At 64.8% G+C, this 12,724-nt stretch carries 13 protein-coding genes and 1 riboswitch; of the genes, 1 reads left to right on the top strand and 12 read right to left on the bottom strand.

Annotated elements, in window-relative coordinates:
- Window positions 1–38 precede the first annotated feature (38 nt).
- The 3 genes from J2X53_RS02135 to aroA form a co-directional block, all read right to left on the bottom strand.
- Window positions 39–671, bottom strand: coding sequence for an NAD(P)H-dependent oxidoreductase (locus J2X53_RS02135; RefSeq protein WP_349035828.1), 633 nt, complete (start codon window positions 669–671; stop codon window positions 39–41).
- Between the two features lie 123 nt (window positions 672–794).
- Window positions 795–1,406, bottom strand: a complete 612-nt coding sequence (locus J2X53_RS02130) for a d(CMP) kinase (RefSeq protein WP_349035827.1) — start codon at window positions 1,404–1,406, stop codon at window positions 795–797.
- A 171-nt stretch (window positions 1,407–1,577) separates the two neighbouring features.
- The gene (gene aroA, locus J2X53_RS02125; protein ID WP_349035826.1) at window positions 1,578–2,924 is read right to left on the bottom strand and encodes a 3-phosphoshikimate 1-carboxyvinyltransferase; all 1,347 of its coding nucleotides are present in this window, start codon (window positions 2,922–2,924) and stop codon (window positions 1,578–1,580) included.
- 99 nt (window positions 2,925–3,023) lie between these two features.
- Here aroA and J2X53_RS02120 point away from each other — a divergent pair, with 99 nt between their 5' ends.
- Window positions 3,024–4,088 (top strand): MBL fold metallo-hydrolase, encoded by a 1,065-nt coding sequence (locus J2X53_RS02120; protein WP_349035825.1) that lies wholly within the window; start codon window positions 3,024–3,026, stop codon window positions 4,086–4,088.
- A gap of 181 nt (window positions 4,089–4,269) precedes the next feature.
- On the opposite strand, the gene trmB is transcribed toward J2X53_RS02120, so the two are convergent.
- The 9 genes from trmB to J2X53_RS02075 form a co-directional block, all read right to left on the bottom strand.
- The gene (gene trmB, locus J2X53_RS02115; RefSeq protein WP_349035824.1) at window positions 4,270–4,968 is read right to left on the bottom strand and encodes a tRNA (guanosine(46)-N7)-methyltransferase TrmB; all 699 of its coding nucleotides are present in this window, start codon (window positions 4,966–4,968) and stop codon (window positions 4,270–4,272) included.
- 101 nt (window positions 4,969–5,069) lie between these two features.
- Window positions 5,070–5,918: a DUF1353 domain-containing protein gene (locus J2X53_RS02110; RefSeq protein ID WP_349035823.1), complete on the bottom strand. Its 849-nt coding sequence runs from the start codon at window positions 5,916–5,918 to the stop codon at window positions 5,070–5,072.
- Window positions 5,919–5,996: 78 nt separating this feature from the next.
- Window positions 5,997–7,163, bottom strand: coding sequence for a methionine adenosyltransferase (metK, locus tag J2X53_RS02105; protein ID WP_349035822.1), 1,167 nt, complete (start codon window positions 7,161–7,163; stop codon window positions 5,997–5,999).
- A 7-nt stretch (window positions 7,164–7,170) separates the two neighbouring features.
- Window positions 7,171–7,220: riboswitch (SAM-SAH riboswitch) on the bottom strand.
- 32 nt (window positions 7,221–7,252) lie between these two features.
- A complete protein-coding gene (lnt, locus tag J2X53_RS02100; RefSeq protein ID WP_349035821.1) occupies window positions 7,253–8,743 on the bottom strand; it encodes an apolipoprotein N-acyltransferase in 1,491 nt (496 codons plus the stop codon).
- Window positions 8,744–8,745: 2 nt separating this feature from the next.
- Window positions 8,746–9,696 (bottom strand): transporter associated domain-containing protein, encoded by a 951-nt coding sequence (locus tag J2X53_RS02095; protein WP_349036281.1) that lies wholly within the window; start codon window positions 9,694–9,696, stop codon window positions 8,746–8,748.
- Window positions 9,697–9,736: 40 nt separating this feature from the next.
- On the bottom strand, window positions 9,737–10,240 hold the full coding sequence (gene ybeY, locus J2X53_RS02090) for an rRNA maturation RNase YbeY (protein WP_349035820.1): 504 nt from the start codon (window positions 10,238–10,240) through the stop codon (window positions 9,737–9,739).
- A 135-nt stretch (window positions 10,241–10,375) separates the two neighbouring features.
- Window positions 10,376–11,341, bottom strand: a complete 966-nt coding sequence (locus J2X53_RS02085) for a PhoH family protein (RefSeq protein WP_349036280.1) — start codon at window positions 11,339–11,341, stop codon at window positions 10,376–10,378.
- A gap of 243 nt (window positions 11,342–11,584) precedes the next feature.
- Complete coding sequence (locus tag J2X53_RS02080) at window positions 11,585–11,962, bottom strand: hypothetical protein (RefSeq protein WP_349035819.1); 378 nt, start codon at window positions 11,960–11,962, stop codon at window positions 11,585–11,587.
- A gap of 5 nt (window positions 11,963–11,967) precedes the next feature.
- Window positions 11,968–12,537: an OmpA family protein gene (locus J2X53_RS02075; protein ID WP_349035818.1), complete on the bottom strand. Its 570-nt coding sequence runs from the start codon at window positions 12,535–12,537 to the stop codon at window positions 11,968–11,970.
- Between the last annotated feature and the right edge of the window lie 187 nt (window positions 12,538–12,724).

Raw genomic sequence — 12,724 nt, 5'->3', positions numbered from 1 at the left:
CAAGATGAACGGGGCAAGCTCAGAGGCGGCTGGCCGGGTCAGACGACTTCCGACACCAGTTCGGCCAAAGGCTTGCGCACTTTCTTCATGCCTTCCAGCCAGTCCCCCTCGGCCGCGCGGTAACCCAGCGGCAGCAGCGTCACCGACCGCAGGCCACGGGCGCGCAGGCCAAGGATCTCGTCGACGGCGGCCGGATCAAAGCCTTCCATCGGGGTCGAGTCCACCGATTCGAACGCAGCAGCGGTCAGGCCGATGCCAAAGGCGATATAGGCCTGACGGGCGGCATGCTCAAAGTTCGCCTCGGCCGCGCGCGGCAGCAGCATCGACTTCAGATTGTCGTAGTATTCGGACAGGGCTTCGCGCGGCAGGCCACGCTCTGCAACCAGCTGATCGACCACGGCGTCGATACGCTCTGCGGTGTAATTGTCCCAGGCGGCAAACACCAGCACATGGCTCGCATCTGTGATCTGCGCCTGACCATAGCCGACTTCGCGCAGCTTGGCCTTGACCTCGGGGTTGGTGACCACGATCACTTCAAACGGCTGCAGGCCGCTGGAGGTCGGGGCCAGCTGGATCGCCTCCAGAATGCGGTCAACCTTGTCCTGCGCCACTGGCTTGGACGGGTCCATTTTCTTGGTAGCATAACGCCAGTTGAGTTTTTCGTGCAGCATGATGTCGCGCCTTGTGCTGGCCGATCCGGGGCTGGATCGCCTCTGTTGTTTCGCTGCATGATGTAAGACACGAAAGGGCGAAACCAAAGTGCATCGGCGCACAGCGCCTGTTCGGAATGGGCGTCAGCCCTGGGTCTGCGCCAGCCGTGCCCGCACCTGCGCGACTGCGCGCGCGGTGGCCGCTTCGACCGACAGCTCGGAGGTATCCAGCATCAACGCATCCGCCGCCGGTTTCAGCGGCGCATCCGTGCGGTTCATGTCGCGGGCATCGCGCTCCTGCACCTCGGCCAGCACGTCATCCAGCGACCGCGACGCCGCGTCGCCGCCCAGTTCCAGCCAGCGCCTGCGCGCCCGCACCAAGGCGCTCGCCGTCACAAACAGCTTCACCTCCGCCTCGGGGCAGATCACGGTGCCGATGTCGCGCCCGTCCAGCACCGCGCCGCCGTCCCGCCGGGCAAAGCGGCGCTGAAACGCCAGCAGGGCCGCGCGCACCTCGGGGATCACCGCCACCCGGCTGGCCGCCTGCCCCGCCTCCAGCGTGCGCAGATCGTCGCGGGCCAGATCTTCGGGGCCCAGGGTCTGGGCGGCCAGAACAGGATCGCCGCCCTTGACCCCGACCGCCCGATACAGCGCCCCGGTGTCCAGATGGGCAAAGCCGAACGCTTCGGCCACCGCGCGGCTGATGGTGCCCTTGCCCGCAGCTGCCGGGCCGTCGATGGCGACTGTAAAGATCATGCTCTGCCTTTCTGTCCTGTCAGCCCCTGCCCGCACTGCCGGAACGCCTCCGGCGGGAGTATTTCAGAAAGGTGCAATCCACAGCACCCGTCTTGCATTGCAGCTTTTCCAAATACTCCCGCCGGAGGCATCCGACGGCGCAGCCCGGCGCACCCTCAGATCATCTCGCGCCTACCCCCGCCGGATCGCGGCCCCAAGACCGTTCATCAGCCCCTCGAAGATCGGAAACGAGGTGACGATGGGCGAGGCGTCATCGACGGCCACGGCGGCCTTCGATGCCATCCCGGCGACGAGAAAAGACATCGCAATCCGGTGGTCCAGATGGGTGGCGCAGATTGCGCCCCCCGGCATGCCGCCCGGACCCATGCCGTGCACGATCAGCGTATCCTCGTCTTCCTCGATGGTCACGCCGCAGGCCTCCAGCCCGCGCGCCATCGCGTCGATGCGATCGGATTCCTTGACCCGCAGTTCCTTGACGCCGCGCATCACCGTGCGGCCGTGCGCGAACGCCGCCACAACCGACAGGATCGGGTATTCGTCGATCATCGACGGCGCGCGCTCCGGCGGCACTTCAATGCCCTGCATGTTGTCGGAAAACCGCACCCGCAGATCGGCGACCGGCTCGCCGCCCTCTTCCCGCGGGTTCCGGAATTCGATCTCTGCGCCCATCTCAGACAGGGTGATATAGAGCCCGTTGCGGGTCAGGTTCTGGCTGACACCGGGCACCAGAATATCGGAGCCCTCGACAATCAGCGCCGCGCAGGTCGGGAACGCCGCCGAGGACGGGTCACGCGGCACTGCCACAGTCTGCGGGCGCAGTTCGGGGCGGCCGGTCAGGGTGATGACATGGCCCTCTGCGGTTTTCTCGACCGACAATTGCGCGCCAAAGCCCAGCAGCATGCGCTCCGAATGGTCGCGGGTCGGCTCGCGTTCGATCACCACGGTCTCGCCGGGGGCGTTCAGCCCGGCCAGCAGCACCGCCGATTTCACCTGCGCCGAAGCCACCGGCAGCGCGTAGCGTACCGGGACCGGGTTCGCCGCCCCAACCACCGTCATCGGCAGGCGCCCGCCCTTGCGACCGTAGGCTTGGGTCCCGAACAGCGACAGCGGGTCGGTGACCCGCCCCATCGGCCGCTTGCGCAACGACGCATCACCGGTAAAGGTCGCGGTCATTGCCGTGGTCGCCATGCAGCCCATGATCAGCCGCACGCCGGTGCCGGAATTGCCGCAGTCGATCACATCAGCCGGTTCCGAAAACCCGCCGACCCCCACGCCATGCACCGACCACGCGCCCGCCCCGTGCTGCACCAGCTCGGCGCCAAAAGCCCGCATCGCCCGTGCGGTGTCCAGCACATCCTGCCCTTCCAGCAGCCCAGTGATCTTTGTCTCTCCCACCGCCATCGCGCCGAAGATCAGCGCCCGGTGCGAGATCGACTTGTCACCGGGAACGGCAGCGGTCCCCGTCAGCGGTCCGCATTTGGCGGAGGTCATCGGTTGCGCTTCGCCATGGCCGGACATCATCTTCTCCCGAATGTGAACGAGCGGGTGATAGCGCAAGCAGCGGCGGCGGTCCATGGGGGGTTGATGCGGGGCAGGCAAGCCGCATATCGACAGGGCATGAAACGTCGCAATTTTCTCAAAGGGACCGCCCTTCTCGCCACCCTCGGGCTGGGCGGCGGCGCAGGAGCCATGGCCATATCCTCATCACGCAACCGCTATTACGCCGGGCCGCCTTCGGACCATTTTGACGGCACGCGGTTCTTCAATCCGGGCGGCACCCCAGTCAGCGGGCTGTCCGATGTGCTGAAATGGCAATTCGGCGGCAACCGCGCGAAATGGCCCGCTCAGGTGCCGGTGGCCGCCACCCGGCCCGCCGCGCAGGTGGATGATCTGACCATCACCATGGTCGGCCATGCCACATTGCTGATCCAGACGGCGGGGGTGAACCTGTTGACCGATCCGGTCTGGTCCGACCGCGCCAGCCCGCTGGCCTTTGCCGGGCCAAAGCGGGTGGCGGCCCCCGGCATCGCCTTTGCCGATCTTCCAAGGATCGACGCGATCCTGCTCAGCCACAATCACTACGACCACCTTGACCTGACCACGCTGGCCAGCCTGCACGCGGCCCACGCGCCGCAGATATTCACGCCTTTGGGCAATGATGCGATCATCCGCAGCGCGGTGCCCGAGGCGCGGATCACCGTGGCCGACTGGGGGCAGGCCGTGGATTTCGGCCCGCTGACCGTGCATTTCGAGCCCTGCCATCACTGGTCCGCACGCGGGATGGCCGACCGCTCGATGGCGCTCTGGGCGGCCTTCGTGATCGCCGGGCCTGCCGGCAAGGTGCTGCACATTGGCGACACCGGCTTTGATCAGGGGCGGCCCTACCGGGCATTGAGCGAGAAACACGGGGTCATCCGCGCCGCGATCCTGCCAATCGGAGCCTACGAGCCGCGCTGGTTCATGCAAGGTCAGCACCAGAACCCGGCAGAGGCGGTCGAAGGCTTCCTTTTGTCCGGCGCAGCCCATGCCATCGGCCACCACTGGGGCACCTTCCAGCTGACCGACGAGGCGCGCGATGCGCCTTTGGCGGCATTGGAAACCGCCCTCGCGGCCAAAGCGATCCCCTCCGAACGCTTCCGGCCGCTCGCCCCCGGCGAGGTCTGGGCGATCCCGCAAGGCTGATCGGCCTGCGCGTCTGATCCGACTGCGCGTCTCCCCCCTCCCCCAGTCCCTCCCCACAAGGGGGAGGGGAGGCACTCCAAACCCCACTGCCCCCCTTCTGCATCGGCCACAGGCGCACCTGCTGACCGCTGATGCGCCTCCCTCCCCCCTCGTGGGGGAGGGCCGGGGTGGGGGGGCCGCGTCAGGCCGCGCGGTGAAAGGTCAGGTAGTGCGGCGCGCGCCCCTCGCGCAGGGCTTTTTGCTCATAGCGGGTCGAGATCCAGTCCTCCCAAGCTTCGCCCACGCCGGTCTGGCGGTCCAGCACAAAACTGGCCTTTGGCAGCTCTTCCAGCGTCTGGCGCACGTAATCAGGAATGTCGGTTGCGACCCGGAACTCTGCCCCCGGCTTCATCACCCGCGCCAGCAGCGCCAGATAGCCCGGCGTCACAAAGCGGCGGCGGTGGTGGCGGGCCTTGGGCCAGGGGTCGGGATAGTTCAGAAACACCTTGTCGACCGAGGCGGGTGGCAGCACGTCGAACAGATCGCGCGCATCGCCGGGGTGGATCGCCAGATTGGTGACCCCCGCCGCCCGGATCTTGCCCAAGAGCATGGCAATGCCGTTCACAAACGGCTCGCAGCCGATCAGCCCGACCTGCGGGTAGCGCGCCGCCATATGCACCAGATGCTCACCGCCGCCAAAGCCCACCTCCACCCAGACCGGGCGCGGGGTCTCAAAAACCGCTGCCAGATCCAGCGGGGTCCGCTCCGGGTTCTCCGACGGCGCCACCCCCTGCAGGCGCAGGCTTTCCAGATCGTTGGCCAGATAGTCCTTTTGACTGGCGCGCAGCGTCTTGCCATGCACCCGGCCATAAAAGTTGCGACGTTCCGTTGGCTCGGCCATGCGGTGTGATCCTGTTCCCTTATCTGCCGCGCCTAGTGTCAGGATGAACAGCGCGGGTCAAGACCGGGCCCGCCCGCACCCTCTGCCCCGTCTGACAGGCACTACAGCATGTCTGCAGGCCCTTGCCCGTTGACGACCGGCGCCTCCGGCACTGCGGGCACCTCGGGTGCCGGGGGCGGTTCGGGCAACGCCTCGGTCACGACCGCCGCCTGTGGACCACGCCCGCGCGTGCCCCGCCGCCCCATATCCCATTCCAGCCAGCTCAGATAGCCGATCAGCTGCGGCATCGTCGGGTCAGAGCGTTCGATGTAGTCGCGCGCCTCGCGCATACCTGATTGCAGAACCGCGCCCGGCAACGGCGACTCTGCCCGCGTCTCACGCCGGTCATGCACCTCCCAGCGTGGCCCGCCCAGCCAGACCGCCGCAAACATCACCTTGGCGCGGACAGGTTCGGTGCCGCCCACAATCAGCGAGTCGTAAAACACCCGGTGAGTCTCCTGCCAGGTCCGCGAATGATACGCCGCCCCCTCCTCGTTGCCGACCCCGCAAAACGCGTCATGCACGGCGGCGGCATTGATGAACTCCCGCGCGCGCGGGTCACCGACGATGGGGATGAACACCTTGGGGATCGACGCGCCATCGGTCAGTGTGGCCTTAGGGGCCACCCAGTCGCGCCCGCTGCCATCGACAAATTCCAGCGGCTCGGCGATGGGGCGAAACTCCAGCGCCCGCCCCGGCAGACGGATGACACGCTGTTCCAGACGCACCGGAGAGTTGCGGAAAAAGCAGGCGGCAGAACTGTCGGCAAGATCGCGACACTCGCGCGTCGATGCGCTGATCCGCGTGGCGGACAGCTGAGTCTGTGTCGGGACACAGGCCAAAAGCACGCCCCCGGCGACAAGGCTGATCAAGGCCGGGCGGGTAAAACCTGCAATTGCTGAAAAAAGCATGATGTCCATCCTGAAAAAAGGAAGGGAAGCAAAAACAAGACACGCGCGCCCGATAATAGCCGGGCGCGCGCAAAAATGTCAGACGGCTTTCTTCAGCGCCTCGACCAGATCGGTCTTTTCCCAGCTGAAACCGCCATCCGCATCCGGCATGCGGCCAAAATGACCATAGGCGCTGGTGCGGGCATAGATCGGGCGGCTCAGGTTCAGATGGGTGCGGATGCCACGCGGCGTCAGGTCCATGCAAAGGGCGACAGCGCGTTCGATCTGCGCCGCCTCCACCTGACCGGTGCCGTGGGTATCGACATAGATCGACAGCGGCTCGGCCACGCCGATTGCATAGGACACCTGCAAGGTGCAGCGGTCGGCCAGCCCGGCCGCCACCACATTCTTGGCCAGATAGCGCGCGGCATAGGCGGCCGAGCGGTCCACCTTGGTCGGGTCTTTGCCCGAAAACGCGCCGCCGCCATGCGGGGCGGCACCGCCGTAAGTGTCCACGATGATCTTGCGCCCGGTCAGCCCGGCATCGCCATCCGGCCCGCCGATCACGAAAATCCCCGTTGGGTTCACGTGCCATTTGGTCGCGTCGGTCAGCCAGCCCTCGGGCAGCACTTCGCGGATATAGGGCTCCACAATCGCGCGGATATCATCCGAGGTCTGGGTTTCCAGCGCATGCTGGGTCGACAGCACGATCGAGGTGACCTCAACCGGCTTGCCATCCTCATAGCGCAGCGACAGCTGCGATTTGGCGTCCGGCCCCAGCGTCGGCTGCTCGCCCGATTTGCGCACCTCGGCCAGACGGCGCAGGATCGCCTGCGCGTATTGCAACGGCGCGGGCATCAGCTCGGGGGTTTCTCGGCAAGCGTAGCCAAACATGATGCCCTGATCACCGGCACCATCCTTGTCAACGCCCTGTGCGATATGGGCCGACTGGCCGTGCAGGTAATTCTGCACTGTCAGGGTTTTCCAGTGAAACGCGTCCTGCTCATAACCGATGTCCTTGACGCAGTCGCGGACAATGCCTTCGACACGCTCCAGCATGGCATCGGTGGCAGCTTTGCTTGACAACCCCACCTCGCCGCCGACAACCACGCGGTTCGTTGTCGCAAAGGTCTCACAGGCGACACGGGCGTTGGGTTCTTCGGTCAGAAATGCATCGAGAATGGCATCAGAAACGCGGTCACAGACCTTGTCGGGATGCCCCTCGGAAACGGATTCCGAGGTAAAAACGTAATTCTTGCGGCTCATGGGGTCGTGCTCCAATTGAATGATCCCTGCCACGTCAGGAAGCCGTTGTGACAGTTCAGCATGGTGCGTAGAGCCTATGTTACAAAGCGTCAAGCAAAGGCGGCCCTGCCCCGGCGCAAAGCAAGCGCAATAAGACTCAACAGCAGCAGAATTGCCGGGATCTCGCCCCATCTGGCATAAGGCGTCGCCGCCAGCGCCCCGGGCACCGAAGCCACATCCAGATAGCCCGCCGTACCAAAGACCAGTGCCTGCAGCACCCGGCCCCGGGCATCTATCACCGCCGTCACCCCGGTATTGGCCACCCGGATCAGCGGCAGCCCCTGCTCGATTGCCCGCAGCCGCGCCTGCTCGAAATGCTGAAATGGCCCGGTCAGCGTGCCAAACCACGCATCATTGGTGATCTGCAGCATCCAGTCCGGGCGCTCTGGCGCGCCGCGCGGGATTTGCGGAAACACCGCTTCATAGCAGATCAATGGCAGTACACGGCCAAGCTCTGGCCCCAGATCCAGCACCTGCGGCCCGGTTCCCGCCAAATAGCCATTGCCGACCTGCGCCGCAAACGCCCCGATCCCGAACCAGTTCTGCAACAGATCGCCCATCGGCATGTATTCGCCGAACGGCACCAGATGAAACTTGTCATAGCTCGCAACCAGCGCCCCGTCGCCCTCCAGCACGCGCAAGGAATTCCAGCCCCGGTCCCCCTCGACCCGCTGAATGCCGATTGCCACCTTGTTCCCGCCCGAGGCATCCGTGATGATCGGGGCCACTTCCGGCGAATATTCCAGCAGATAGGGCACCGCCGTTTCCGGCCAGATCGTCAGATCGGCGGGGGTGCCGTCACGGGTAAACGCCAGCTGGCGGTGGAAAAGGATTCGCGCCTGATCGGGATCCCATTTCAGATGCTGCTCGGCATTCGGCTGCACCAGCCGCAAAGACGCCGGCCGCGCCGGCGGCTCGGGCTGATCCAGCTGCCACAGGCCAAAACCGGTTCCCGCAACCACCGCCGCAGCGGCCATCCCTGCCCCCCACCAGCGGTGCATCAGCGGCAAAGCGGCCAGCGCCAGCGTCAGCACCGTCAGCCCGGTTGCCCCGACCAGCGCGGTGACCTGCACCAGCGGCATCGCGTGCCACATGTGCCCGACCAGCGCCCAGGGAAACCCGGTCAGGATATAGCCGCGCAGCAGCTCCACCGCGCCCAGCCCGGCGGCCAGCGCCAGGGGCCGCAGCGGAAAGCGGCAGGCCGCAGCATTCGCCGCCGCCCAAAACAACCCAAAGCCAAAGGCCATCAGGACAACCGCAAACGGCGCCATCCAGCCATAGACCCAAGGGTCAATGAAAAACGGTGACACGATCCAGGTGAGCGAGGCCCCGAAATACCCCGCCCCCACCAACAGCCCGGCCCATCCCGAACCCGCCACCGAAGCAGGTCGCAGCATGCGCGCCATCGCCCAGACCAGCGCCGGAAACGCCAGATACCACGCCGAAAGCGGCGCCTGCCCCAAGGCAACCGCCGCCCCCGCCAGCACATCCAGCGCCGCCGCCCGACGAGCGGGCATCGCGCCAAAGATCCGTTGGCGCATCGTCAAGAGACGGCCTGCTCCACCAGTTTCGGAACCGGAGCCGCCGTTTCGGTCACAGCATCGGGCAGACTGCCCGGCAACCGCACCCTCAGCCGCTTGATCCGGCGCGGATCAGCCTCGACCACCTCAAACTCGGCGCCCGACTCGTGCGGCACGATCTCTCCGCGGACCGGTACGCGGCCGGTGCGCACAAAGACCAGCCCGCCCAGCGTGTCGATCTCTTCGTCATCCTCGCCATTGCGCAGCTTGAACCCGATCAGGGCCTCAAACTCCTCCAGCGGAGCGGTGGATTGCGCCAGAAACACCCCCGGCTTTTCCTCTTTCCAGAGCAGACCTTCGTCTTCGTCATGCTCATCCTCGATCTCGCCGATGACGGTTTCGATCAGGTCTTCGATGGTCACCAGCCCGTCAACGCCACCATACTCGTCAATCACCAGCGCCATATGGACCCGTTCACGCTGCATCTTTTGCAGCAAGACGCCAATCGGCATCGACGGCGGGGCAAACAACAGGGGCCGCAACAACTTGCGCAGGGAAAACCGGCCTGACGAGCCGAACCCATGCTGCAACGCCAGATCTTTCAGCAAAACCAGCCCCTGCGGATGGTCCAGCGTGCCCTTGTAGACCGGCAACCGGGAAAATCCCTGTTCGCGGAACACCTCGACCAGCTCATCACGGCCAATGTCAATGGGAACGGCGGCAATATCGACCTTGGGGATCGCCACATCATCGACCCGCAGCCGCCGCAGATTGCTGAGGCCCGGCACCGAGGGCCCGCCCGCAGGCATCGCAGCCAGGGTATCGTCGGATTTGCCACCAGACGGGCTGTCGGCCCCGGAAAACACCCCCATCAACCGCCCGAAAAGACTTCTACTCGGAGGTTGATCTTCTTCGGCCTGCACATCAGACGGCGCGCCCTGCGCCGCCGTAGACCCGTCGTTACTACTGCCCATCGGTCCTTTTCCTAAAAACACCCGCCGTTCGGGTGCCGGTTCAATATGGGTCATCAACCCCAAGCGTGGCAAGTATCGCCACCTCATGTTTTTCCATCAGTGCTGCATCTGCATCGTCAATGTGATCATACCCCAGCAAATGTAACACACCATGAACCACCAGATGCGTCACATGGTCCGCCAGCGGCTTGTCCGCCGCTGCGGCCTCACGCGCGCAGGTGTCATAGGAAATCGCAATGTCGCCCAGCGACCATGGCTCTGCCACGTCGCCTGCCAGCGGCAGCGCGGGGGCCACACCCGGCACGCCTTCGGACAGATCTTCCGACGGCCAGCTCAGCACATTGGTCGGCGCAGGCTTGTCCCGGAACTCGGCATTCAGCACCGAAATCCGCGCATCATCGCAGCCCATGACGCACAGGGTGAACCCCTGTTCCGGCAATCCCAGCCCCGTCAGCACCGCCGACGCCGCGCGCAAGGCAAGGGGCTCCAGCCCCAGACCCTCCCAGCGGGCATCCTCAATCACGCAATCGACCAGCGGTTCCATGCCCGCGCCCTACTCCAGACCACGTGGCCAGACAAGCCAATCTACGACCAGCCCCTTTATCTTGGTAAAAATATCCTCGGGGGGGGTCCGGGGGGGGCAGACAGCCCCCCCCGGCGTTTTCAGCAGTCCCGACCCTCAGGCCTGTGGCGCCTCATCCGACTCGTAAGCCTCGATGATCCGCGCCACCAGCGGGTGCCGCACCACATCTTTGGAAGTGAAGTAGTTGAACGTTACCCCGCGAACCCCCTTCAGGATGCGCTCGGCATCGGCCAGCCCCGACGGCATGCCGCGCGGCAGGTCTACTTGCGTGCGGTCGCCGGTGATCACCATGCGCGACCCTTGCCCCAGCCGGGTCAGGAACATCTTCATCTGCATGGTCGTTGCGTTCTGTGCCTCATCCAGCACCACAAAGGCATTCGACAGTGTCCGCCCGCGCATAAAGGCCAGCGGGGCGATCTCGATCCGTTTTTCCTCCAGCAGCTTCTGAACCTGCTTGGCGGGCAGGAAATCGTTCAGCGCGTCATAGAGCGGCTGCATGTAGGGATCGACTTTTTCCTTCATGTCGCCGGGAAGAAAGCCCAACCGCTCCCCCGCCTCAACCGCCGGGCGGGACAGGATGATCTTTTCGACCGCGCCCGACACCAGCATGGTCACGCCGACCGCCACCGCCAGATAGGTCTTGCCGGTGCCCGCAGGCCCGATGCCAAAGCCAAGCTCATGGCTGAACAGGTTGGCGACATAGGCCTTCTGCGCCTCTGTCCGCGGCTCGACCGGCTTTTTGCGGGTGCGGATTTCCATGCCGGGATTGAACAGCTCGATCTGTTCGCCCTCGGCCCCCAGCGTGGACTGACCAAGGCGCATCGCCCCGTCAATATCGCCAGCCGCCACCGTGCGGCCGGACTCGAGCCGGGCATACAGGCTGCGCAGCACGGCTGCCGCCTGCTCCCGCGCGCCCTTGTCCCCGATCACCGCAAGGCGGTTGCCGCGCCGCAGAATGTGAACGCCAATCTGATGTTCAACCTGTGCAAGATTGCGGTCAAACTCGCCGCACAGATCTATCAGCAAACGGTTGTCCGGAAATTCGAGAACTGACTCGATCATGTCCTCGGGTTTGGTCGGGGGGGTCAGCGCGCTGATGCCCAATGAGGTCTCCTTTAGCTAGGGCCTGTATGTATCGTGCGCCGCGTCACATGATCTGGCAAGCACCGATTTCGTGTCGCTTTGACTTTATGTCCAGCACCCGCACGGAAATGTGACAGCTGCCCAAATGACAGGCAAAGGCTCCAACTGACAAAAAGGGCCACGGTTCCCCGTGGCCCCTCAGAATTTTGCAGACTGCGTGCGTCAGTTGCCGCGCCGCACCACGGTACGGATACCCGGACCGGGCACATAGTCCCGGATGCCTTCGGTTCCGGTCTGATAGTTGCGGATCACGGTTCCCGGCGGGAAGTGGTTGTTGCAGACCGGCAGACCCGACACCGGGTCGTAGCGCGGGCTGGAATAGCCTTCCACGCCGTCATCCATGATCCAGTTCTGGCAGCCGTCCGGGTCATAGGCAATGGCCGCCTGGCCATTGCGCAGAACGCCCGTGTCGCGCCCCTTGTCCACCCCGGTCGCGATGACCGAATCCGGGCCGCGATAGGGCGACAGCCCATCGCCGGCCACGCAGCCGCTCAGGGCCATGGCGGCAAACATTGCACCGATTTTGAATGTATTGTTCATGCTGATCACCACCGGTAGCAGACGACTTCGACCCGACGATTCTTCTGCATGCCTGCAGCCGAATTGTTCGAGGCGACAGGCTGACGTTCGCCAAAGCCGATTTCGCGTTCCACATGGGCACCGACCGAACGGGCGACATTGGCCACGGCAGCAGCACGACGCTTGGACAGACCCATGTTGTATTCATCCGACGCGCGGCTGTCGGTATGGCCATAGACGGCATAGCCGAATGCGCCTGCGGACTGGAAGAACGACTGCAACCGCGACCGACCATGCGAGGTCAGCTGCGCCGAGTCGGTTGCAAACAGCTGATCGGTGTTTTCCACCAGACAGGTGTTGCGCTTCAGACAGACCGGCTTGCCGTCTTTCGGGTTGCGGCGCGGAACCATATACCCTTCAAGACCGCCATCGGCCCACCAGTGCATGCAACCGTCATCGTCGATCCACACACCCCATTCGATTTTGCCGGTGACCTGAGGAGCGCCCTGCGCCATGGCGGATGTCGCACCCGACATACCGACCGCGAGCGCCGCTCCCCCCAGGATCATCCGCAACGCTTTGGAAAAACGTTCCACAGCAGCAGCCCCCTTCAATTGTGACTATTTACGAGCAGACTTATCAGACCAGAATTGCCGTCGAGGAAAAGTGAAGTAAAGCGAAATCTGAACAATTCAGGGCATTTATGTGGCAGAGGCTTGGCAATACCGCCCCGCGCGCCCAAATATTTTCCGAGACTGTTTCCGAAGGCAAAACAACCTGCCC

It is taken from the genome of Pseudotabrizicola sp. 4114, from assembly GCF_031457365.1.
Classification (GTDB): domain Bacteria; phylum Pseudomonadota; class Alphaproteobacteria; order Rhodobacterales; family Rhodobacteraceae; genus Pseudotabrizicola.
The sequence above is the reverse complement of the archived record's forward strand: the minus strand, read 5'-3'. Positions and strand labels throughout refer to the sequence as shown.

What these genes read in the sequence shown, in the direction of transcription:
- J2X53_RS02080 (WP_349035819.1), bottom strand. Translation starts at nt 11,962, where the DNA reads ATGAACAATACATTCAAAATCGGTGCAATGTTTGCCGCCATGGCCCTG.
- J2X53_RS02120 (WP_349035825.1), top strand. Translation starts at nt 3,024, where the DNA reads ATGAAACGTCGCAATTTTCTCAAAGGGACCGCCCTTCTCGCCACCCTC.
- J2X53_RS02110 (WP_349035823.1), bottom strand. Translation starts at nt 5,918, where the DNA reads ATGCTTTTTTCAGCAATTGCAGGTTTTACCCGCCCGGCCTTGATCAGC.
- J2X53_RS02135 (WP_349035828.1), bottom strand. Translation starts at nt 671, where the DNA reads ATGCTGCACGAAAAACTCAACTGGCGTTATGCTACCAAGAAAATGGAC.
- J2X53_RS02095 (WP_349036281.1), bottom strand. Translation starts at nt 9,696, where the DNA reads ATGGGCAGTAGTAACGACGGGTCTACGGCGGCGCAGGGCGCGCCGTCT.
- metK (WP_349035822.1), bottom strand. Translation starts at nt 7,163, where the DNA reads ATGAGCCGCAAGAATTACGTTTTTACCTCGGAATCCGTTTCCGAGGGG.
- ybeY (WP_349035820.1), bottom strand. Translation starts at nt 10,240, where the DNA reads ATGGAACCGCTGGTCGATTGCGTGATTGAGGATGCCCGCTGGGAGGGT.
- J2X53_RS02085 (WP_349036280.1), bottom strand. Translation starts at nt 11,341, where the DNA reads ATGATCGAGTCAGTTCTCGAATTTCCGGACAACCGTTTGCTGATAGAT.
- J2X53_RS02130 (WP_349035827.1), bottom strand. Translation starts at nt 1,406, where the DNA reads ATGATCTTTACAGTCGCCATCGACGGCCCGGCAGCTGCGGGCAAGGGC.
- trmB (WP_349035824.1), bottom strand. Translation starts at nt 4,968, where the DNA reads ATGGCCGAGCCAACGGAACGTCGCAACTTTTATGGCCGGGTGCATGGC.
- lnt (WP_349035821.1), bottom strand. Translation starts at nt 8,743, where the DNA reads ATGCGCCAACGGATCTTTGGCGCGATGCCCGCTCGTCGGGCGGCGGCG.
- aroA (WP_349035826.1), bottom strand. Translation starts at nt 2,924, where the DNA reads ATGTCCGGCCATGGCGAAGCGCAACCGATGACCTCCGCCAAATGCGGA.